The following is a 22139-nucleotide window of genomic DNA, read 5'->3' on the forward strand; positions in this document are numbered from 1 at the left end:
TCCGGGGTACCGGCCGCGATCGCTTTCTACGGCTACCGCTGGTCGACGTTGGTCTCGGTGTCCTCCTGGTAGCTGGCGCCACCGTCGGACTCGCTGGTGAGCGGCTTGGCGCCACCCTCCGGCGGGCCGGCGAGCGACTGTCCGCCAGCGGCCAGTTCGGGGAACTTCGCGTCGAAGGCCGGCCGCTCGGAGCGGATCCGCGGCATCCGGTCGAAGTTCCGCAGCGGAGGCGGCGAGCTGGTCGCCCACTCCAGCGAGTTGCCGTGACCCCACGGGTCGTCGACCTCGACCACCGGACCGGTCTTGTACGACTTCCAGACGTTGTAGATGAACGGCAGGGTCGAGATACCGGTGATGAACGAGCCGATCGTGGAGATCATGTTCAGCGTGGTGAAGCCGTCGGTCGCCAGGTAGTCGGCGTACCGCCGGGGCATGCCCTCGTTGCCGAGCCAGTGCTGCACCAGGAACGTGGTGTGGAAGCCGATGAAGGTCAGCCAGAAGTGCACCTTGCCGAGCCGCTCGTCGAGCATCCGGCCGAACATCTTCGGGAACCAGAAGTAGATACCGGCGTAGACCGCGAAGACGATGGTGCCGAAGAGCACGTAGTGGAAGTGCGCCACCACGAAGTACGAGTCCGACACGTGGAAGTCCAGCGGCGGGCTGGCCAGCAGCACACCGGTCAGACCACCGAAGAGGAAGGTGACCAGGAAGCCGATCGACCAGAGCATCGGCGTCTCGAAGCTGATCTGGCCGCGCCACATGGTGCCGATCCAGTTGAAGAACTTCATACCGGTCGGTACGGCGATCAGGAAGCTCAGGAACGAGAAGAACGGCAGCAGCACCTGGCCGGTGGCGAACATGTGGTGGGCCCACACGCTCATCGACAGCGCCGCGATGGCGATGGTCGCGCCGACGAGTCCCTTGTAGCCGAAGATCGGCTTGCGGGAGAAGACCGGGATGACCTCGCTGATGATGCCGAAGAACGGCAGCGCGACGATGTAGACCTCGGGGTGGCCGAAGAACCAGAAGAGGTGTTGCCAGAGCATGGGTCCGCCGGTCTCCGGCGCGAAGACGTGCGCGCCGAGGATCCGGTCCGCGGCCAGCGCGAAGAGTGCCGCCGCCAGCAGCGGGAAGACCATGATCACCAGAAGGCTGGTGACCAGGATGTTCCAGGTGAAGATCGGCATCCGGAACATCGTCATGCCGGGCGCGCGCAGGGTCAGCACGGTGGTGATCATGTTGACCGCGCCGAGGATCGTGCCCAGGCCGGAGATGGCCAGGCCCATGATCCACAGGTTCGCGCCGACGCCGGGCGAGTGCTCGACGCTACTCAGCGGCGTGTACGCGAACCAGCCGAAGTCGGCCGCGCCCTGCGGGGTCAGGAACCCGCCCAGCGCCATCGTCCCGCCGAACAGGTACAGCCAGTAGGCGAAGCTGTTCAGTCGCGGGAACGACACGTCGGGCGCGCCGATCTGGATCGGCACGATGTAGTTCGCGAACGCGAAGACGATCGGCGTCGCGAAGAACAGCAGCATGATCGTGCCGTGCATGGTGAAGAGCTGGTTGTACTGCTCCGCCGACAGGAACTGCAGTCCCGGCTGAGCCAGCTCGGCGCGCATCAGCAGCGCCATCAGGCCACCGATCATGAAGAACGCGAAGGCGGTGACCATGTACATGATCCCGATCTGCTTCGCGTCCGTCGTACGCAGCAGCCGGGCCAGTGCCGAGCCCTTGACCGGCTTATGTACCGGCCATGGCCGCGTCACGATCGGCTTAGGTGCGACGGTGGTCACGAGTGGCCTCCGGTTCTCGTTCGTCCCACTCGGCACGCGCTCTTGATCTGCGGGCCGTACCTCGCAGGCAGAATAGTCCCCGCCAGCGGCGGGTCCGGCGTCGGGTACGACTTGACCCGTCCGCGTCGTCCGATTCCCTCGTCCGGCGCCTGTCCCGGCACGTGTCCCGGCGCCGCTTCCCGCGTCTTCTCCGCCGGCCGCCGTCTCTACCGCCGGCCGCCGACCGGCTCAGGCCGGGTCGACCAGGAGCCGGTAGTGGTCCCGGAAGATCCGGGCACCACGGTCACGCAGCAGCGGGTCCCGCAGGGCCGGCGACACGTCCCGGGTACGGTCCCGGTCCCGGGTCCGGTCCAGCACCCACTTGATCCGGGGCCGACGGCGGCTCTCGTAGCGGGCGAGGGCCTCGGGCACCGTCGTCGACCGGCCCAGCATCCGGGCCAGCACCAGGGCGTCCTCGATCGCCATCGCGGCACCCTGGGACAGGGTCGGTGCGGTCGCGTGCGCGGCGTCGCCGACCAGCACCACCCGTCCCCGTGACCAGCGGCCCAGTTCCACCTCGTCGGTACGGCTGACCCGTACCTCCTCCAAGGCCTCCAGGATGGCCGGCACCGGGCCGCCGTAGCCGCCGAACACCTCCCGGATCCGGGCCGGCGGATCGGCCGGAAGCGCGGTACCGGTCACGTCGGCGTGACAGTGCAGCCGACCGGCGCCCATCGGCACCACGACGAACGCGGCCCGCTCGCCGAGCAGGCCGGTCCACTCGCCGACCGACGGCAGCCCGGTCACCACGGCGCGGTAGACGACCTGCCCGGCCGGGCGGGCCGGCCCGCCGAGCGCGGCCAGCGTCCGTACCGCCGACTGTCGGCCGTCGGCCCCGATGACCAGGTCGTACTCGGCCTGCCGGCCGTCGTCGAAGGTCACCGTCACGGTCTCGGTGTCGAGGTCGACCGCGCGTGGCACCGTGCCGTACCGCACCTCGCCGCCGGCGCCGGAGAGCAGGACCCGGTGCAGGTCGGCACGGGGCAGCGCCCGGCAGTCGCCAATCCCGGCCCAGAGCTTGGTGAGGTCGACCTCGCAGAGCGGGCCGCCCCGGGCGTCGAGGAACCGTTGCCGCCGGATCACCTGGCCGAGCGGGCGTACCGGGCCGTCCAGGTCGATCTCCCGTAGCGCCCGCTCGACGTTGCCCGTCAGGTAGATGCCGCCGTCGGTGGGGCCCGCCGGGCCGGGCAGTCGCTCGGTGACCTCGGGCCGGAACCCCGCGAGCCGGAGGGCGCGGGCTACCGAGAGACCTGCGATGCCCGCGCCGACGACGAGGATTCGCAGGGGGGATCCGGGCATATGGGGACGCCTCCGGAAGGAGCGGCACGCGTTGAAGGCAAGACACTACTCCCCGCGACTCCTCCTGCGGTAGATCCAAACGGTCCCGCCGCAGCTCATCGCCGGGGTACCGGAACCGCCGGCCAGCGGTCCCGGCCTGACCCCCCGGTCAGCGACGGATCACCGCTGGACGCGGGCGCCCGCCCCACGGACGAGTGCCTCGACCTCCTTCAGGTTCGCCGTCGAGGTGTCGCCCGGGGTGGTCATGGCCAGCGCCCCGTGCGCCGCGCCGTACTCGACCGCGGTCGCCAGGTCGCCGCCGACCAGCAGTTGGTAGATCAGCCCGGAGGCGAAACTGTCGCCACCGCCGACCCGGTCGAGGATCTCCAGGTTCGGCCGGTGGGTCGCCTGTACGAAGCCGCTCGGCGCGGACCAGGCGATGGCGCCCCAGTCGTTGACGGTGGCGCTGCGCACGGTACGCAGGGTCGTGGCGACCACCCGGAAGTTGTCGTACTCCTTGGTCACCGCCTCGATCATCCGCTGGAAGTTGGCGACCTCCAGCTCGCTGAGGGACTCGTCGGTGCCGGGCACCTCGAAGCCGAGCGACGCGGTGAAGTCCTCCTCGTTGCCGATCATGACGTCGACGTACCGGGCCAGCCGCCGGTTGACCTCCTGGGCCCGGGCCTGTCCGCCGACCGCCTTCCAGAGGCTGGGCCGGTAGTTCAGGTCGTACGAGATGATCGTGCCGTGCCGGCGCGCGGCGGACATCGCCGCCTCGATCGTCTCCGGCGTGGTCTCGGAGAGCGCCGCGTAGATGCCGCCGGTGTGCAGCCAGCGCACCCCGAGGGTGCCGAAGAGGTGGTCCCAGTCGACGTCGTCGGGGCGGAGCTGGCTGGCCGCGGTGTGGCCCCGGTCGGAGGTGCCGACCGCGCCGCGTACGCCGAAGCCCCGCTCGGTGAAGTTGAGCCCGTTGCGGACGTTGCGGCCGATCCCGTCGTACGGCAGCCACTTCACGAACGTGGTGTCCACCCCGCCGGTCAGGATCAGGTCCTCCAGCAGCCGTCCGACCTCGTTGTCGGCGAACGCGGTGACCAGCGCGGTACGCATGCCGAAGCAGCGGCGCAGCCCACGGGCGACGTTGTACTCCCCGCCGCCCTCCCAGGCCCGGAACGTCCGGGCGGTACGGACCCGGCCCTCGCCCGGGTCGAGTCGGAGCATGACCTCGCCGAGCGAGACCAGGTCGTAGCGGCAGTCCTCGACGGGACGCAGGGTCAGCATCTTCGTGCCTTTCGACTGATGGTGGCGGAGGGGGCGGGTCAGGCCGGCCGGGCGGCGGCGACGGCGGCCGTGGTGAGCCGGGTGACCTCGTCCCACCGGCCGGCGGCGAGCAGCGCGGGGGCGACCATCCAGGTGCCGCCGACCGCCAACACGGCCGGTACGCCGAGATAGTCGGCGAGGTTGCCGGTGTTGACCCCGCCGGTGGGGATGAACCGGACGGACCGGAACGGCGCGGCGAGCGCCTTGATCATCCCGACGCCGCCGAGCTGCTCGGCCGGGAAGAACTTGACCGTCTCCAGGCCGGCGTCCAGGGCCATCTGGATCTCGGTCGCGGTGGCGGCACCGGGGAAGACCGGCAGTCCCCGCTCCTGGCAGTGTCGGACGACGGCCGGGGAGAAGCCGGGGCTGACCACGAATCTCGCGCCGGCGTCGGCGGCCTGGTCGACCTGGGCGGGGGTGAGCACGGTACCGGCGCCGACGAGGAGGTCGGGGCGTTCGGCCATCAGCCGGATCGCGTCGGCGGCGGCAGCCGTCCGGAACGTCACCTCGATGGCCCGCAGGCCGCCCGCGGTGAGCGCGGCGGCCAGATCCGGTGCGGCGGAGGCGTTCTCGAGCACCACGACGGGCAGGATCCGGGTCGCGGCGATGGTCTCCGGAACACTCTTTAACTGTTCATCATCTTGAACACTGGTCACGTAGGTGACCCTACTGTCGCCGTTGGCGCTGTCAAGACGACTAGAGTGGCCGCCATGACGACCGGGACGACCAGGGACGCCGACCCGGCCGGGACCACAGCCGACCCGGCCGCGCCGGTCGCCGTCGCCGGCGGCGACGACACCCGGCTGACGTTCCAGCCGGTGAAGTCCGCCGGCCGGACCCTCGACGTGCTGGAGGCACTGGCCGGATCCCCGCAGCGCCGGTCACTTGTCGAACTCGCCCGGGCCCTGGAGATCCCGAAGAGCAGCCTGCACGGCATCCTCCGCACGATGATCCAGCGTGGTTGGGTGGAGGTGGACGCCACCGGCACCCGGTTCGGGCTCGGCGTACGCGCCCTCCAGGTCGGTGCCGCCTACCTGGAGGCGGACGACGCGACCGGGCTGCTGGCCGGCGTACTCGACGGGTTGGCCAGCCAGTTCGGCGAGACCGTGCACCTCGGCCGACTCGACGGCCCACACGTGGTCTACCTGGCGAAACGGGAGTCGACCCATCCGCTCCGGCTGTACAGCGCGATCGGCCGGCAGCTGCCCGCACACGCCACCGCGCTGGGCAAGGTGCTGCTCGCCGAACGACCCGACGAGGCGGTCGACCGGCTGCTGAGCTGGCCGCTGCCCGCGCTGACCCGGCACACCGTCACCGACCCCGACCAGTTGCACGCCGAGTTGGCGACGGTCCGGGACCGGGGCTACGCGGTGGACCGCGAGGAGAACACCGAGGGCATCGTCTGTTTCGCGATGGCGGTGCCGCTGCACACCCCGGCGGTGGACGCGATCAGTCTCTCCGTACCGACCAGTCGACTCGGCCCGGAGAGCGAGCAGCGGATCGTCACGGCGCTGCGGGCCGCGGTGGGCCAGGTCCGGGCGGCCCGCACCCTGCTCGCCGGCAACTGACCCTCCGGTCACCGTCCGCCGCGCGCCCGCCACCGATCCGGTACGTCGTTCAGCCTGCCGAACAGCTTGACCGGCCACACCATGGGCCCAAGAAGCCGTCCCGACCGCCTCCCGGTTGCTTTCCATTTTGAAGCATGTAAATGTGTCTCCAACTGCCATGGGAGCGCTCCCCAACACATGGCCGCCGCACGCCCATCACCGGCGCGGCACCACACATCTCCACGGACACCCACCACGCCAAGGAGCATCATGAGACGCCCCGTCCCCCTCCTCGCGGCGCTCGTCGGCCTGCTCGCCGCCGGCACGATCGCCGTGTTCGGCGCCGCCGGCCCCGCCCAGGCCGACGTGCAGATCTGCGACCAGTACGGCTCCACCACCATCCAGGGCCGCTACGTGGTCCAGAACAACCGCTGGGGCACCACCGCCCAGCAGTGCATCAACGTCACCGACAACGGGTTCTCCATCACCCGGCAGGACGGCCAGGGCAGCACCAGCGGCGCGCCGGTGTCGTACCCGTCGGTCTTCCTCGGCTGCCACTACACCAACTGCTCCCCCGGCACCAACCTGCCGATGCAGGTGAGCCAGATCAGCAGTGCGAACAGCAGCATCAGCTACAACTACGTCAGCGGCGCCACCTACAACGCCTCGTACGACATCTGGCTGGACCCGACCCCGAAGCGGGACGGCGTCAACCAGATGGAGATCATGATCTGGTTCAACCGGCAGGGCTCGATCCAGCCGATCGGCTCCCCGGTCGGCAACGGCACGGTCGGTGGGCGCAACTGGGAGGTGTGGCGGGGCAACAACGGCGGCAACAACGTCATCTCGTACGTCTCGTCGTCCCCGATCAGCAGCTGGAACTTCAGCGTGCTGGACTTCATCAACGACACCCGCAACCGGGGCGCGATCACCAACTCCTGGTACCTGACCAGCATCCAGGCCGGCTTCGAGCCGTGGATCGGCGGCGCCGGCCTCGGCGTGAACTCGTTCTCCGCCTCGGTCAACGGCGGCGGCAACCCGGGGCCGACCAACCCGCCGACGACCCCGCCGACCAACCCGCCGGGCGGCGCCGGCTGCCAGGTGGCGTACACGGCGAACTCCTGGAACAACGGCTTCACCGCCTCGGTCACCATCACCAACACCGGTTCGAGCCCGATCAACGGCTGGACGTTGAACTACTCCCTGCCGTCCGGGCAGCAGGTGACCAACACCTGGAACGCCACGGTGACGCAGAGCGGATCGGCGGTGACCGCCCGGAACATCAGTTGGAACGGTTCGATCGCCCCCGGCGGCACCGCGTCGTTCGGCTACCAGGGCACGCTGAGCGGCAGCTACTCCTCGCCCACCTCGTTCACCCTCAACGGTTCAGCCTGCACCCGGGCCTGACCCGCTGACAGAACCAGCGTGACACCCGCCTCCGGCCCGATCTCCGGGCCGGAGGCGGGTCACCGCGACCACCGGCTCGGTTCCTACGCCGCCGTCGGCCGGTCGGCACCGACGGTCCGCGAATGGCCACCGTCGAGCCGGGCACGGTAGGTCCGCAGGAGAACCGTCAGGAGCGTCGTGCCGGCGACAACGCCGAGTGCGTTGTGTACGGCGGCGACAGCCAGGTTCTCCGGCCACACGGTGTCGGCCGGTGACGCCACCGCCAGATAGAGCGCGAACGGCAGTTTCCAACAACTCCAGGCGACGAGAAATCCCGACGCGAGCCAGCCGAGGCTCACCGGTATCCAGACCGGCAGCGCGGCGTGTCGGGCGCGGACCAGGACCCAGACGCTCCCGGCGCCGACAATCGACCAGATGCCGAAATTGCCGGCCTGGAGATGCCACTCGAGAATGCGCACGGAGGGATGCCGCAGGCCCAGCGTGCCGCCCGCCGCCCAGTAGAGATCGGTGACACCGAGAACCGTCGTCGCCACGAGGGCGGTCACCGCCGGCCACGACCGGTGGGCCCGCTCCGGAGCTGCCGCTGCCGCGCCGGGCCGTACCCGGCCGACAAACGCGGCCGGCCAGCGTCCGCGCAGATAGAGCGGGAGTGCGACGGCCAGCCCGATCCCCATGCCGAGGAAGCTGAGCTGGATCAGCGACGCCTCCCAGCCGGGCATGACAGCCGCGTCGGCACCGGATGCCCCGTCGTCGGCCGACAACAGCGAGTCCAGCAGGGCGTAGGGAATCATCGGGATCAGGAATCCACACCCGATCCACCCGCAGGCGAGCAGCGGTACGGCGGCAATCCGTTCTCCCCAGGGTCGAATCAGAGCCAGGGCGAGTGCGATCCCGGCCGCCGCCATCCCGATGGTCACCACGTTGAGGAAGACGAAGCCCGGCACGCTCAACTGCTCCGCGCGGGGCAGCAGACCCAGCAGGGCGCCGACGACCCAGGAGATCTTGATCAGCAGGTACGGCGTCATCGCCAGGGCGGCCCCGTAGGCGGAGAACCGACGAACCGACAACCACCGACGCTCGGACACGAGAAGATCCACATTGGCGATCTTGACGCGGATCGGCTGTGACAGTGCTGAGAGCGCCGAAGCCCCCCGCCTGGGATGTCACCCGGGCCGGGGGCCGCTCGTCGCGCTGATGCCGGCGGCGGCCGGATCAGTCGTAGGTGCCGTTAATCAGTCGTGCGACTTGGCCAGGTTGACGAACGCCTGCCAGGCGGCGGGCCGGAAGCTCAACGTGCCACCGTCCCGGTCCTTGGTGTCCCGGACCAACACCCGGCCGGGCAGGTTGTCGGCGACCTCCACACAGTTGCCCTGGTTGGTGCTGCTGCGACTGCTCTTGCGCCAGCTCGGCTCAGTGATAGTCATTGATCGCCTTCGTGATCAGGTCTTGCGACAGGTTTACCGGCAGGGCCAGGCCCCGGACGATCTCCCACGACCGCTCCAGCTCGTCCACGTCCGCCCCATCGGTCACGGTACGGCCCCGGAGTTGGTCGTCAAGATAGACCGACCGGTGCCGCAGCGGCAGGGTCGCGAGCACGAACGCCCCCGCCAGCCCAGGATGCAGGCCGGCGGTCCGGGGCACAACCAGGATCTGCACCTGGGGGCGCCGGCTCGCCTCGAGCAGGTGCGTCAACTGCTCCCGCATCACGTCGGCCGGCCCGTAACCCAGCGCCGCCTCGCCGATGACGGCGCAGAACATCGGCGGCTTGGGCCGGTCGACGGTGGCCGCCTGCCGTTCCCGCCGGACCTGCACCGTCCGCTCGATCACGTCGTCCGGCAGCCGGCCGCTCTGCAGCAACGCCCGGGTGTACGCCTCGGTCTGCAACAGTCCCGGGATCAGGCTGTGCTCGAAACTGCGCAGCATCGTCGCCCGCTGCTCGTGCTCGGTCCAGGGGCGCAGCCAGCTCGGCCGGGCGTCGTCCCGGGCCTCCTCCGCCCCGCGCTGGATCTTGTCGCCGGTCTTGAACACCTGGTCCAGCCGCACTGCCGTGTCCGGCTGCGGAATCAACCGGCCCTGCTCGAACGCGGCGATCGACGCCCCACTGAGCCCGACCGCCCTCCCCACCTGATCTCTGGTCATCCTCATCCGACGTCGCTCCGCTCTGAGGACGTCCCGTAGATCACTCACGTAATCCACCCCCACTCCAGGTCAGCCAGCAGTTATCCCCCAGTACTCCTTCCCACTCATCTTCCACTGTCTATAGGGGCAGGTCCAGAGTGGAAATCGACGGAGCACAACACGACCCAACCCGCGTCGGGCGTTGCGTGCCCCTCCCGTACCCCGACGGGTCGCTCCGTCGGCGGGGGCCGCCCAACCGGCAGCGCCGTATCGCGCCGGGCGGTCCCCGCCCCTCTGACCACCGAGAGCACGGAGGTTCACCGATGCGACCCCGAAAACAACAGCCCCGTCCTCGACACCGACGCGACTGGCGGCGGCTCTGGCGCTACTGCCGATGCGGCCTCCGGTGGCCCTGTCCCGACCTGGCGCCGCAGCCGACCCGGCCGTTCCACCCCGGTTCGGTCCCGCCGGCACCAGCGCCGACGACCCCGGACGGTCCGCCCGCGACCACCCGTCCACGCGGATGGAACCAACGGCCGACCTGGGACGGCCCCACGAACCTCGGGCACCGAATCGGACGGGCGGGGCGACTGACCCCGGCCCAGACGTCCCGGGCCGAGCCCGGATTCTGAAAGGTGGGTGTCGTGGTGATGCGGAATGTCGCGGCGCTGGCCCGACCCGACCGGGAGCACCCGCCCCGGCGTCCCACCTGGACGTGCCGGACCTGCGGAAACGACTGGCCCTGCGCGGCGGCGAGGGCGAAACTGCCCGTCGAGTTCCGGCTCGACCCGCTGGCCCTCTTCGTGTACCTCGGCATCTGTCTCTACGAGGCAACCGCCGACCTCTGCACACTCAACCCGAACCCCGGACCGGACCCGGTAGTTCTGCACGCCCGGTTCCTGGGCTGGGTACCGGAGCGTCGGCTGATCATCGGGGCGCTGGCCCGCCGGTTCGCCGCCGGCTGGCCGGCAGCCCCGAACCCCGGCGCCGGGCAGAGCCCGGCCGCACCGGACCTCCCCGACACCGGACGGATCACCGCCTGGCCCGACACGAACAGCGGCCCGTAGACCGGCGGCTCCGGCCCGGCTCCCGCCACCGTCCTCTCCGGTGACCGCGCCGGGCCGGGGCGCGCTGGTCGGACGGTCCGCGACCCGAACGCCGCGAGCCGGCTACCGGCCCGGTTCCGGGCCCGTACTCAGTTGAGGGTCGATCCGCTCGGCGTACGGGGTGCGCCGCCGGGGCCAAGCTCCAGGCGCTGGCCGGGGACCAGCCCGTCGCGGTCCCGGGCGTCGGAGAAGACGACCCGGCTCAGGTCGTGCCCGCCGGGGTCGCCGGCCAGCACGCCGGGCACCGCCGACAGCATGCCCGAACCGACCGGCGGCACCGTCGGCAACTGCCCGGGACGACCGGGCGGCAGCACCGGGGCCAGCGCCCGGAACACGTCACACACCCGGTCGGCCCGGTAGTCGGCCGGATCGTCGGTCGCCCGGAGCAGTACGCCACCGTGGCGCAGCGGATACACCTCGGCGAAGGCCCCCGAGGCCCGCAGCCGGTCCGGCCCGCCCAGCCGCCCGGTCAGCTCCCGGGGGCAGATGGTCACCCACTCGTAACCGCGCAGTTGGTGCCGGCTCGCCGCCGCCGAGGCGGACGGGTCCCGGCCCAGCGCCGCGTCCAGCATGGTGGCCGGGGCGAGGATGCCGGCGTTGACCACGATCTCCCCGTACGCCGGGTCCGTCGCGTCGCCGACCCGGCGGGCCAGTTCGACAAGCGCCGGTACGACCAGCGGCAGCCGGCCCGGCCGGGCCTCGAAGCCGACCGAGATCTGCAGCCGGACATGCCGGGACCCGGCGAACCGGTCGAGGAAGACGTCCAGTTCGGAGGCGATCGCCTGTGGGGGAACGTCGAACCAACGGGCCGACAGGTGGCTGCAGTCCGGGGTGAGTCCGTCGACCCAGCGGGTCGGTCGGCGACGACGTCCCCGCCCGGTCGGGTCCTGCTCGAACGCGGTCAGCGAGGTCGCCGGGGCGGCGGCGCCGGCCGGGTGCACGTACGGCAGCAGGGTCCGGCACGCCTCGTCGTACCACCAGTGGGCCAGGGCGGCGAGTCGCGCCGGGTCGTCGCCGGAGTCGACGTAGACCAGCCAGGTGACGAAGTCGGGCTCCGGCCCGCCGTCCCCCCGGCCCGGCGGCACGTATCCACCGAAGAACTGGTCCCCCACCATCACGTGCCCCCCTCGCCCCACCCCGTCCGGATGCCGCGACCCGGCGGCGGCGACGGCGACGACGGCGCACGTCAACCCGGGCAGCGGATCCGGTCAGGGTAGTCGGCGAGACTGATCTTGGGGCAGCCGGCGCCCACCCCGCCGGTCGATCCGCCCGGGTCAGCCGGCCATCGCGTCGAGTTGGCGCAGTTCGTCCTCGGTGAGCGAGAAGCCGAAGACGTCGAAGTTCTCCCGGATCCGGGCCGGGGTCGCCGACTTCGGGATGGCCACGAAACCGTGGTCGAGGTGCCAGCGCAGCACCACCTGGCTCGGGGTGACCCCGTGCGCGCGGGCGATCCCGGCCAGCACCCGGTCCGACAGGTTGGTGGTCTTGAACGGGCTGTAGCCCTCCAGCACCACGCCACGGTCCCGGTGGTCGGCGACCATCCGCGCGTCGTACAGCGCCGGACCCCAGCGGATCTGGTTGACCGCCGGCGTCTCCCCGGTCGCCTCGACCAACGCGTCGATCTCGGCGGTGTCGTAGTTGCTGACCCCGATCGCCCGGGTCAGCCCCTCGTCCCGGACGGCCCGGAACTCCTGCCAGGCGGCAAGACTCTGCCGGCCCGAGGACGGCGGCCAGTGGATCAGCCACAGGTCGACCCGGTCGAGGTCGAGGGCGGCGAGACTCGCCGCGATGGTCTGCCGTTCCTTTCCGACCTGGGACGGGGGCAGCTTGGTGGTGACGAAGATGTCCTCCCGGGGCACCCCGCTGTCCCGGATCGCCCGGCCGACCTCGGCCTCGTTGCCGTACATGGTGGCGGTGTCGAGGTGGCGGTAGCCGACGTCGAGCGCCTCCCGGACGGCGTCGTACGCCTGATCGCCGGTGATCTGCCAGGTGCCGAAGCCGAGCAGCGGCATCCGGAGGCCACCGGACAGCTCGACGGTGGGTTGGTCGGCAACTCGACTCACTTCGGCCTCCTGCCCCGGTCGGCTGTCCTCATCCGGACCTGCTACCCCGGTCGGCCCGGACCATGCGTTTCCGGCCTTCGCCGGCCGGCCTGCGGACCATACCCGACGCCGGTAACCTGCCCGGCAGGAAACGGACGATCGGTTTCGGGAAAAGAGTGATCCAGCCCGCACCGGGTACCACCAAGGTCGGCGACCGTGCCGGGGATCATGGGAGGACCCGACGTACTGGAGGCCAGCCGGTGTTTCTCACGCACCTGGAATGCCCACGCTGCGGCGCCACCCACGACGCCGACCGTCCGCAGAATCTCTGCACCTGCGGCTCCCCGCTGCTCGCCCGCTACGACCTGCCCAGGGTCCGGCAGACGGTCCGTCCGGAGGAGTTCGCCGGACGCTCGGCCGACCTGTGGCGGTACCGCGAGCTGCTGCCGGTCGCCGACGACCGGTACGTGACGACCCTCGGCGAGGGCTGGACGCCGCTGCTGCCGGCGCCACGCTACGGGGAGTCGATCGGCCTGCCCCAGCTGATGGTCAAGGACGAGGGGCTGGTGCCGACCGGTTCGTTCAAGGCCCGGGGCGCGGCGGTCGGCGTCTCCCGGGCCGCCGAACTGGGCATCAAGCACGTGGCGATGCCGACCAACGGCAACGCCGGCGCGGCCTGGGCGACGTACGCGGCCCGGGCCGGGCTCCGGGCGACGGTCGCGATGCCGCTCGGCGCCCCGACGATCACCCGCCGGGAGTGTGTCGCCGCCAACGCCGAACTGCACCTGATCGACGGTCTGATCAGCGACGCCGGCCGGTACGTCGGCACCCTCATCGCCGCCGCCGGTGGTTCGCCGGGCGGGGAGATCTTCGACGCGAGCACCCTCAAGGAGCCCTACCGGCTGGAGGGGAAGAAGACCATGGGGTACGAGATCGTCGAGCAGCTCGGCTGGCGGGTGCCGGACGTCATCCTCTATCCCACCGGCGGCGGGGTCGGTCTGATCGGCATCCACAAGGCACTGCAGGAGATGCGGGAACTGGGCTGGATCGGGAACGCCATGCCCCGGCTGGTCGCGGTGCAGTCGACCGGCTGCGCCCCGATCGTGCGGGCGTTCGGCGCCGGCGCGACCCGCGCCGAGCCATGGGCCGACGCCTGGACGGTCGCCTTCGGGATCAACGTGCCGGCGCCGCTCGGCGACGAACTGATCCTCACCGCGCTGCGCGACACCGCCGGTACCGCGATCGCGGTCGACGACGAGGCGATCCTGGCCGACCTGCACGAGTTCGGCGCCCGGGAGGGTCTGCTGCTCTGCCCGGAGGGGGCGGCCTGCCTGACCGCCGCCCGCCGGCTGCGCGCCGGTGGCTGGATCCGGCCGGACGAACGGGTCGTGGTGCTCAACACCGGTGCCGGTCTGAAGTATCCGGAGACCGTCGACGTGGACAGCCTGCCGGTGGTCGACGGATGACATAGATTGCCCGTAGTTCGCCCGGTGATCACTGACGGGGGCCGGCCGGGCGGTGGGCGGAAATCCGACAGCGACAGCGGGCCGGAAGACAACGACGGCTCGCGGGAAACGGGCGTTGACTGGTTATGTTCCACCTGGCTAAGCACGCCCGAGCAGACGGGCCGACCGATCCCACCGGTACGTCGGCACCCGCCGGTGACCTCGACGAGGCGTTGTGGCGCGGCGCCGCCGCGGTCCTCGACGCCAACTGGACCGGCACCCACACCGTGCCGTCCCGGACCCTCTATCCGCACCAGTGGAGTTGGGACGCGGCTTTCATCAGCGTCGGCCTGGCCCACATCGCGCCGGACCGGGCCTGGCGTGACCTGCGCAGCCTCTTCGAGGCGCAGTGGCCGGACGGGCGGGTGCCGCACATCGTCTTCGACCCGAACGTCACCGAGCGGGACTACTTTCCCGGGCCGACGTTCTGGGGCGGGGGCGGCACTCAGCCGTACCCGGGGGCCCCGCCGACCGGCGCCCAGCGGGGGCCGGTACGGCTGAGCAGCGGGATCGTCCAGCCGCCGGTGCACGCCCTGGGTGCCTGGCTGACCTGGCTACGGAGGCCCGGCGAAACCGCCGTCGCCGAACTGCGCTGGCTCTATCCGCGGCTGGTGGCCCAGCAGGAGTACCTGGCCACCGCCCGCGACGTGGACGGCGCCGGGCTGAGCGCGATCGTGCACCCGTGGGAGTCGGGCCTGGACAACAGCCCGGCCTGGGACCAGGCGCTGGCCGCGGTACCGGCCGACCTCGCCGTACTGCACCGGTACGCCCGACGGGACACCCAGGTGGTCTCCTCGACCCACCGGCCCACGGACGAGGACTACGCCCGGTACCTGACCATCGCGCTGTCGTACCGGGACCGGGGCTATCGGGACGCGGACCTGGCCGGGCGGCATCCGTTCCTGGTCGAGTGCCCGGGCTTCAACGCGCTGCGGGGCGCCGCCGAACGGGCGCTGGCCCGGATCGCCGAGGTGGTCGGCGCCGACCCCGCACCGCACCGGGCCCGGGCGGCGACGATCACCCGGGCACTGGTCGACCGGCTCTTCGACCCGGAGTCGGGTCTGTTCCACGTCCGGGACCTGCGGACCGGACGGCGCAGTCCGGCCCGCTGCGTCAACGGGCTGCTGCCGCTGGTCCTGCCCGACCTGCCGCAGGCGCAGGTGTCGAGCCTGGTCGCGGCGGTCAGCTCGCCCCGGTTCGGTGTCTCGGAACGGATGCCGGTGCCGAGCTACGACCGCCTCGCCGCCGACTTCGACCCGTACCGCTACTGGCGGGGGCCGGTCTGGTTCAACATCAACTGGCTGCTCTGGCGCGGCCTGCGTACGCACGGGCACGACGCCCTGGCCGACACGTTACGGACCGCCCTGCTCGGCCTGGTCCGCGACGCCGGCTACCACGAGTACTTCCACCCGGACAGCGGGGCGGGGATCGGCTCTCCGGCGTTCAGCTGGACCGCCGCCCTCGCCCTGGACCTGCTCGCCAAGCCCGACGACCTCGGCTGATCACCCGGCCCCTGGCCCGGCCGGGCCCGCCCGGGCCGTCGGTCAGGAGGTGTCGTCCGACGGCAGGTCCGAGAGGTCCGGCATGGTCAGCCGCCAGGCGGCGTTGATCAGCCCGATGTGCGACAACGCCTGGGGGAAGTTGCCCAGTTGTTCCCCGGTGGTCAGGTCGAGCTGTTCGGCGAAGAGCCCGACGTCGTTGGCCCGGCGCGCGGTCCGCTCGAACAGCTCGGTGGCACGGTCCATCTCGCCGAGCATGACCAGGCACTCGACGAGCCAGAAGGCGCAGAGCACAAAACCGGCCGGATCGCCCGGCCAGCGACGGATGAGCCCGTCGGAGCCGAGCCGGTCGTGCACCGCCTCGATGGTGGCCCGCATTCTCGGGTCGGTCGCCGGCAGGAACCGGGCGATCGGCAACACCAGCACCGAGGCGTCCAGGTCGGGCGAGCCGAAGGCACCGGTGAAGGCACCGACCTGCGGATTCCAGCCCCGGTCGAGCACGGTCGCCCGGATCTCGTCCCGAACGGCCGTCCAGCGTGCCGGGTCGGCCCGGTCACCGAGCTTCGGCGCGAGCCGGACCGCCCGGTCCAACGCCGCCCAGCACATCACCTTCGACGTCAGGTAGTGCCGGACCTCGCCGCGCACCTCCCACATGCCGGCGTCCGGTTCCCGCCACGTCTCGGCGGCCTTGTCCGCGATCCCGACCAGCAGGGTCCGCAGCGCGTCGTCGAAGTCGCCCAGCGTGTTCTGCAGCCGGTGTGCGGCAATCATGATCTCGCCGAGTACGTCGAGCTGGTGCTGGTGCCACGCCTCGTTGCCGATCCGCACCGGTCTGCTGTTCCGGTAGCCGCGCAGGTGGTCCAGGCTCGTCTCACCGAGGCAGCGCTCGCCCTCGACGCCGTACATCACCGGTAGCGGGCGCGGTCCGATCCGACCGGTGGACCGGGCCATCCAGTCGAAGAGCCGGTCGGCCTCGTCGGGACAGGCGCCGACCCAGAGGGCGTGCAGGGTGAAGGCGAAGTCACGGAGCCAGGCGAACCGGTAGTCGTAGTTGCGGTCCGCGCCGATCTCCTCCGGCAGCGAGGTGGTGAGGGCGGCGGCGACCGCCCCGCTGGGCTGGTAGGTCAGGCCCTGTAGCACCAACGCGCTGTGCCGGACCAGCTCCGGATACCGCCCCTGGTAGCGGTGGATCGCCTGGATCGAGCGCCACGCCTCGACCGCGTCGGTGACCGCGGCCACCCGGTCGAGCACGGCCTCCGGATCACCGTACGTCTCCGCGTAGGCGCAGTCGAAACCGACCCGCTCACCGGCGGAGACGGTGAACTCGACGACCGCCGTGCTGTCGTCCCGGGCCGTCAGCGGTACGTCGCCGCGCAGCACCAGCCGGCCCGGCCCACAGTCGCTGAGCAGCCTGTCGGACCCGTTGTACAGGTACGGCGTGAGCAGGCCGTACTGGGGACGCGGGACAAACTCGGCCCGCATCCGTACGCTGCCGGCCAACCCGCGGACGACGCGGATCAGCACCTGCGGGGAGGCCATGCCGATCTTGTGCCCCCGGGCGCCGGGAGAGACGGCGAGCGCGTCGACGACCTCGACCGCTCCGTCGGCGGTGTGGTGCTCGGTGCGCAGCACCATGGTCCCCGGCAGGTAGGCCCGCTCGGACGACGGTCCCCGACCGGGCGACGACTGCCCGACCGGGGCGAGCAGCCAGTAACCGGCCTGCGGATCGAGTAGTCGACCGAAGACCGACGGCGCGTCGAACCGGCCGGGGCACCACCAGTCGACCGAACCGGCGCGGCTCACCAGCGCACCCGACCGACAGTCGGACAGGAAGGCGTACTCGCTGATCGGAACGTCGGTCATCCGGCGCGGATACCCACGTCGCCCGGTTTCACCCGGTCGGCGGTTCGTCCTTGCCGGCCTCCTCCAGCGCCTCGGCCTGCTCCTTCGTGTGGTGCACCGCCTGGTCGGCGTGCTCCGGCGGCCCGTAGATGGTGTAGAGCACCAGCGGGTTCGGGCCGGTGTTCACAAAGTTGTGCCGGGTTCCGGCCGGTACGACGACCAGGTCGCCCTGCGTCACCTTCCGCCGTTCACCGGCGATCCGTGCCTCTCCGGTGCCGCTGACGAAGGTGAGAATCTGGTCGATCTCCTCGTGGACCTCCTCGCCGATCTCTCCGTCCGGCGGGATCGTCATGATGACCAACTGGGTGTGCTTGCCGGTCCACAGCACCCGCCGGAAGTCCGGGCTCTCCTCGGCGACGGTGGCGATCGTGAAGTGCTCCATGCCCGGTTCCTTACCCAGGGTGGCAACAGCTGATGCGCGGCCGGCGGGAAGACGGTTGCCGGCGGGAAGAGGGTTGCCGGCGGGGCCACGGGTGCGGCCGAGGCTGGGGCGTCCGCTCTACCAGGTCCCGTACCGGGGCAGGTTTGCTTCTCCGGACGGTGGGAAACCCCACACGTAGCCGGAACGGCCACCACGCCGGACCGGCGGGCCAGGTCCCCGCTGGCGTACCGCCGCTGGGCTGCGCGGGCGGGAGACGGCCGGAGCGCGGCGACGCCTTGATCGATCGGGCGGCGCCGCGCGCTCGTGCCGGCACCACCGCGCCCTCGTGCCGGCGTCCCACATCCGCCCGGCGGATCAGGTCTGCGGCACCCCGGCGGCCCGCAGCGCCCAGAAGTTCGACCGGTACTGGTCGTGGATGGTCGCCGACTGGATCCGCAGCATCGCCTCGTCGTTCTCCCGCAGCGCCGCGTTCGTGTAGTTGTGGCTGCCGGTCACCACCCACTTGGTGTCACGCTGTCCGGCGTACGTCCCCTCGATCAGCAGGTACTTGGAGTGCACGATGCGGTCGCCGCTGATCCGGTAGAGCTTGATCCGGGCGTGCCCGTCGAGGATGCTCCGGACGTCCGCGTCCATCGTCGTGTAGACGACGTCGACCCAGCACTTGCGGTCGGCGAGTTCCCGCAGCTTGTTGGCGATCGGGTTGCGGCTGAAATACCACATGCCGATCCGGATGATGGTGCGCCCGGTCTCGGTGCCGACCGACGTGTTGCCCTCGCAACTGACGTTCTCGTCGAGCATGTTGTAGATCGTGTCGGTGCTGGCGCCCGAGCCGGCCCGGGGAAAGAAGTACGACTTGGCGTTCCCGCTGGACGTGCTCCGGTAGTAGTCGTTGTTCTTCACCTGGGCGGCCAGGTCGTTGAAGTAGTCGACGTACGAGTTGTAGACGGCGGTGTTGCCGACCAGCGTCACCGCGTTGTTCCAGTACCGCTCGGCGTTGTCGCCGGTCAGGTTGGCCGAGCTCTGCACCAGCACGTTCGCCGAGCCGGAGGTGTGGGAGAAGAGGAAGAACTTGTTGTGCATGATCGGCGTGGCGAGGTTGCCGATGCAGGCCCGGTCGGTCGTGCAGATGGTGACCCAGGAGGGGTTGGCCCGGTTCGTACCCAGCGCGGCGACGAGGTCGAGGACCGCCTGGTTGCTCCGGGTCTGGCTGTCCAGCACCAATCGGACGTTGACTCCCCGGTCGTACGCCGCGATCAGGTCGTCGGACATCCGGGTCAGGCTGAAGTGGTACATCGCGATCCGGATGGTCGATCCCGTGGCGGCGTCGCGGATCAGGCCGCGCAGGTGGTCGACGATGGCGTACTGCCGGTCGGGGTTGGTGGGATCGTTGAAGACGGCACCGCTGGTCACCGCGGCGGCGGCGGGGGCGGCGGGGGTGAGGCAGGCGGCGACGACAACGCCGGCGAGGACGGTTCGCAGAATACGACGCATCGACCGATCTTAAGGAGTCGGCGATCGATTCGACCCTCCGCAAAGGGCACCCGTTCGCAACGGTCGCCCGGAGGGAATCCGGAAACGCCGGTCCCCGCGGTACCGGGCCGTACCGCGGGGACCGGGGCCGGGCCTGCCGCCGCCCGGCCGGGGTGGGACGTCGGACCGGTGGCGCGCCGGCCCGACGTCGGTTCGCGCCTCCCGCCGTACGGCGGTCGACCTGGGTCAGGACGAGATGTGCAGGTGGAAGGCGCGATCGGCGGGGGCGCCTGCGCTGTTCCAGGTCTGTACGAAGACCCCGTTGGCGTTGCCGGCCCGGCCGACCACGGCGATCTCACCGGGCGGGGACGCGCCGACGCTGCCGGTCAGCCCGATGGTGGCGGTGTACGCCGAGCGGACGACCGACTGGATGAAGACCACCTGGTACTGGCCGAGGGCCAGCCGGGCGCTGGAGACCACCCCGAACCCCCGGGCCAGCGTCCCGTTCGCGTTGACCACGGCGAAGTGGCCCTGCGCGGTCGCCGGCAGTCCGGCGGCGGTGGCGGGTACGGCCATCAGGCCGACGTCCTCGGTCCCGGCGTCGGCGTCGAGGGCGGGTGGCTGCTCGGCGGAGGCGTACTCGGCCTCGATGGCCTTGGCTGCGTCGTTGGCTTCGGACATGGTGGTGGCTCCTTGCCTGGTCGGGCCGGGGTGCGGCCCGGAGGGAGTGGACGGAGGCGGGCGGCGAGCGGTTGGCTCCCCGGCCGGTGGACGGCGGTGCCTCCGACATCGACGCTACTCTGCGTTATCGCTTGACCACAGTTAGTACGCCTGTCCGATCACGGACACGCTGGCCCGCGACCACACGGCCATGCGACCAGGCAGCCACCGGAGCATCGGGCCGCCGACAGCCGACCGGCCGATGGCGGAGCCCACCAGAGCTTGATAGATATCGATGCGAGCCGGGCACTGGTTGGATCACGATCTCAGAAAGGCTCTCGCCATGCTCCGCCGTACGCTGCCCACGTCGCTGCTCGCCGCCGTGCTCGGCCTGGCCCTGTTGCCGCTCTCACCGGCCCCGGCCCAGGCCGACCCGCTGATCCCGCTCCCCCCGCCGGGCCAACCGGTGGCCGCCTCGGTCACCGCGACCGGCGCCACCCTGACCTGGTCCCCACCCGACGGCCCGGTCTTCCGCTACTCCATGCTGCGCCTGGTCGACGGCGAGTGGCAGGGCTGGCTCTCCATGCCCCGCAACTCGGTGACCCTCGTCGAGCTCACCCCGGACACGTCGTACACCGTGGCGGTCCGGGCCGCCGCCCTGCCCGGAACGGGCTACACGACGAGTCCGCTCTCCGAACCGCTCACCTTCACCACGCTGACCGAGGAACCCACGCCGCCGCGCGGCTTCGGCTGCACCGTCGGTGTCACCGTCGACCGGTACGGCGGCTACCGGGTGAGCGGAAGCGTCACCTGGTCCGGCCCCGAACCGGCGCCCCGGTGGTCGATGCGGTTCACCATCGCCACCAGCGTCTCCATCACCCAGGTCTGGAACGCCAGCATCCAGCGCAGCGGCACCAGCGCCACCCTGACCCCCGCGGTCTGGGACGGTCCGACGCTGCCACCGGCCGACACCCCGTACCAGTTCGGCTTCTCCGGCCGGTACGTCGGAACGTTCGTACCGCCGGGCGACTTCCGGGTCGGCGACACCCCGTGCACCGTCGTCCACTGACGGCTGCCCCGGGGCGCCGGACCGGACGCCGTACGCCGACCCGTCGGTGACCGTCGCCACATGCCGCCTCGCCGGTCCGGCACCGGCGAGGCAGCATGGACGGGTGGATACGCGCACAGCCGAGCGGTACGGCCCGCTGGCGGAACTCCTGGCCGGCGGCGACGTGGTGGTGCTCAGCGGCGCCGGCCTGTCGACCGAGTCCGGGATCCCGGACTACCGGGGACCGAGCGGGGCGGCACGCCGGCACACCCCGATGACGTACCAGACGTTTGTCAGGGACCCGCTGGCCCGGCGCCGCTACTGGGCCCGCAGCCACCTCGGCTGGCGGCTGATGGCCGGAGCCGCCCCGAACGCCGGGCACCACGCGGTCGCCGACCTCGAACGACGGGGTCTGCTCGCCGGCGTGGTGACCCAGAACGTGGACGGGCTGCACCAGGCGGCCGGCGCGCGGTCGGTGATCGAACTGCACGGCAGCCTGGCCCACGTCACCTGCCTGGACTGCGGCGACCGGACCGACCGGGAGACCCTGGACCGGCGGCTGCGGGCCGCGAACCCCGACTTCACCGCCCGGTACGACACGGTCAACCCGGACGGCGACGTGACCCTGCCCGACGAGGTCGCCGAACGGTTCCAGGTGGTCGACTGCCCGGCCTGTCCGGGTGGCGTACTGAAACCGGACGTCGTCTTCTTCGGCGAGACCGTGCCGGCCGCCCGCGTCCAGGCCTGTTTCGAGCTGGTCGAGCGGGCCCGGCTGCTGCTGGTCCTCGGCTCCTCCCTGACGGTCATGTCCGGCCGCCGGTTCGTGATCCGGGCGGCGAAGCACGACATCCCGGTGGTGATCGTCAACCAGGGTCCGACCCGGGGCGACGAGCACGCCTCGCTGACCGTCGACGCACCACTGGGCCAGGTGCTGCCGGACCTGGTCCGGCTCCTGGACCAGGTTCCCGCCGGCCACAGGGTGGCGGCCGTCCCCGGCTAGCGCCTCGCCCTCGGGCCGGGCGCCGC

20 protein-coding genes are annotated in these 22139 nt (G+C 71.3%); 7 read left to right on the forward strand and 13 right to left on the reverse strand.

What is annotated here, in order from left to right; genetic code table 11:
* Positions 1-32: 32 nt before the first annotated feature.
* The 4 genes from ctaD to eda all read right to left on the reverse strand — a co-directional run bounded on the left by ctaD (position 33) and on the right by eda (position 5083).
* Positions 33-1793 (reverse strand): cytochrome c oxidase subunit I, encoded by a 1761-nt coding sequence (gene ctaD, locus ABGB05_RS22310; protein ID WP_347655402.1) that lies wholly within the window; start codon positions 1791-1793, stop codon positions 33-35.
* 228 nt (positions 1794-2021) lie between these two features.
* Positions 2022-3131 (reverse strand): FAD-dependent monooxygenase, encoded by a 1110-nt coding sequence (locus ABGB05_RS22315; protein WP_347655403.1) that lies wholly within the window; start codon positions 3129-3131, stop codon positions 2022-2024.
* A gap of 159 nt (positions 3132-3290) precedes the next feature.
* On the reverse strand, positions 3291-4388 hold the full coding sequence (locus tag ABGB05_RS22320) for a sugar kinase (RefSeq protein ID WP_347655404.1): 1098 nt from the start codon (positions 4386-4388) through the stop codon (positions 3291-3293).
* A 38-nt stretch (positions 4389-4426) separates the two neighbouring features.
* Positions 4427-5083: a bifunctional 4-hydroxy-2-oxoglutarate aldolase/2-dehydro-3-deoxy-phosphogluconate aldolase gene (gene eda, locus ABGB05_RS22325; RefSeq protein ID WP_347655405.1), complete on the reverse strand. Its 657-nt coding sequence runs from the start codon at positions 5081-5083 to the stop codon at positions 4427-4429.
* Between the two features lie 54 nt (positions 5084-5137).
* Here eda and ABGB05_RS22330 point away from each other — a divergent pair, with 54 nt between their 5' ends.
* Both ABGB05_RS22330 and ABGB05_RS22335 read left to right on the forward strand, forming a co-directional pair.
* Positions 5138-5995, forward strand: coding sequence for an IclR family transcriptional regulator (locus tag ABGB05_RS22330; RefSeq protein ID WP_347655406.1), 858 nt, complete (start codon positions 5138-5140; stop codon positions 5993-5995).
* 249 nt (positions 5996-6244) lie between these two features.
* Entirely contained in the window at positions 6245-7381 is a 1137-nt protein-coding gene (locus ABGB05_RS22335) for a cellulose binding domain-containing protein (protein WP_347655407.1), read from the forward strand.
* Between the two features lie 83 nt (positions 7382-7464).
* Here the strand turns inward: ABGB05_RS22335 and ABGB05_RS22340 are convergent, their stop codons facing one another.
* The 3 genes from ABGB05_RS22340 to ABGB05_RS22350 all read right to left on the reverse strand — a co-directional run bounded on the left by ABGB05_RS22340 (position 7465) and on the right by ABGB05_RS22350 (position 9583).
* Positions 7465-8448, reverse strand: a complete 984-nt coding sequence (locus tag ABGB05_RS22340; protein WP_347655408.1) for a hypothetical protein — start codon at positions 8446-8448, stop codon at positions 7465-7467.
* A gap of 165 nt (positions 8449-8613) precedes the next feature.
* Entirely contained in the window at positions 8614-8799 is a 186-nt protein-coding gene (locus tag ABGB05_RS22345; RefSeq protein WP_347655431.1) for a DUF397 domain-containing protein, read from the reverse strand.
* Positions 8792-9583, reverse strand: coding sequence for a helix-turn-helix transcriptional regulator (locus ABGB05_RS22350; protein WP_347655409.1), 792 nt, complete (start codon positions 9581-9583; stop codon positions 8792-8794). Before ABGB05_RS22350 ends, ABGB05_RS22345 begins: the two co-directional genes overlap by 8 nt.
* A 560-nt stretch (positions 9584-10143) precedes the next feature.
* On the opposite strand from ABGB05_RS22350, the gene ABGB05_RS22355 reads away from it, so the two are divergent.
* Positions 10144-10566 carry a hypothetical protein gene (locus ABGB05_RS22355; protein ID WP_347655410.1) on the forward strand — a complete coding sequence of 141 codons (423 nt, stop codon included), beginning with the start codon at positions 10144-10146 and terminating at the stop codon, positions 10564-10566.
* A gap of 128 nt (positions 10567-10694) precedes the next feature.
* On the opposite strand, the gene ABGB05_RS22360 is transcribed toward ABGB05_RS22355, so the two are convergent.
* Together ABGB05_RS22360 and ABGB05_RS22365 are read right to left on the reverse strand one after the other, a co-directional pair.
* Entirely contained in the window at positions 10695-11795 is a 1101-nt protein-coding gene (locus ABGB05_RS22360) for a hypothetical protein (RefSeq protein WP_347655411.1), read from the reverse strand.
* A gap of 84 nt (positions 11796-11879) precedes the next feature.
* Positions 11880-12617 carry an aldo/keto reductase gene (locus ABGB05_RS22365; protein ID WP_347655432.1) on the reverse strand — a complete coding sequence of 246 codons (738 nt, stop codon included), beginning with the start codon at positions 12615-12617 and terminating at the stop codon, positions 11880-11882.
* A 290-nt stretch (positions 12618-12907) separates the two neighbouring features.
* On the opposite strand from ABGB05_RS22365, the gene ABGB05_RS22370 reads away from it, so the two are divergent.
* Both ABGB05_RS22370 and ABGB05_RS22375 read left to right on the forward strand, forming a co-directional pair.
* A complete protein-coding gene (locus ABGB05_RS22370; protein WP_347655412.1) occupies positions 12908-14113 on the forward strand; it encodes a threonine synthase in 1206 nt (401 codons plus the stop codon).
* Positions 14114-14238: 125 nt separating this feature from the next.
* A complete protein-coding gene (locus ABGB05_RS22375) occupies positions 14239-15654 on the forward strand; it encodes a hypothetical protein (RefSeq protein WP_347655413.1) in 1416 nt (471 codons plus the stop codon).
* 42 nt (positions 15655-15696) lie between these two features.
* Here ABGB05_RS22375 and ABGB05_RS22380 read toward each other — a convergent pair whose 3' ends face one another.
* The 4 genes from ABGB05_RS22380 to ABGB05_RS22395 all read right to left on the reverse strand — a co-directional run bounded on the left by ABGB05_RS22380 (position 15697) and on the right by ABGB05_RS22395 (position 20086).
* Positions 15697-17514 carry a glycoside hydrolase family 15 protein gene (locus ABGB05_RS22380; protein ID WP_347655414.1) on the reverse strand — a complete coding sequence of 606 codons (1818 nt, stop codon included), beginning with the start codon at positions 17512-17514 and terminating at the stop codon, positions 15697-15699.
* 28 nt (positions 17515-17542) lie between these two features.
* Complete coding sequence (locus tag ABGB05_RS22385; RefSeq protein WP_347655415.1) at positions 17543-17935, reverse strand: cupin domain-containing protein; 393 nt, start codon at positions 17933-17935, stop codon at positions 17543-17545.
* A gap of 354 nt (positions 17936-18289) precedes the next feature.
* The gene (locus ABGB05_RS22390) at positions 18290-19426 is read right to left on the reverse strand and encodes a phospholipase D-like domain-containing protein (protein WP_347655416.1); all 1137 of its coding nucleotides are present in this window, start codon (positions 19424-19426) and stop codon (positions 18290-18292) included.
* Between the two features lie 225 nt (positions 19427-19651).
* The gene (locus ABGB05_RS22395) at positions 19652-20086 is read right to left on the reverse strand and encodes a hypothetical protein (protein WP_347655417.1); all 435 of its coding nucleotides are present in this window, start codon (positions 20084-20086) and stop codon (positions 19652-19654) included.
* A 322-nt stretch (positions 20087-20408) separates the two neighbouring features.
* Between ABGB05_RS22395 and ABGB05_RS22400 the strand changes: the two genes are divergently transcribed.
* Complete coding sequence (locus ABGB05_RS22400; protein WP_347655418.1) at positions 20409-21134, forward strand: cellulose binding domain-containing protein; 726 nt, start codon at positions 20409-20411, stop codon at positions 21132-21134.
* Between the two features lie 103 nt (positions 21135-21237).
* Positions 21238-22113 carry an NAD-dependent protein deacetylase gene (locus tag ABGB05_RS22405; RefSeq protein WP_347655419.1) on the forward strand — a complete coding sequence of 292 codons (876 nt, stop codon included), beginning with the start codon at positions 21238-21240 and terminating at the stop codon, positions 22111-22113.
* The last annotated feature ends 26 nt before the right edge of the window (positions 22114-22139 follow it).

Source organism: Plantactinospora sp. B5E13, assembly GCF_039871775.1.
GTDB lineage: Bacteria > Actinomycetota > Actinomycetes > Mycobacteriales > Micromonosporaceae > Plantactinospora.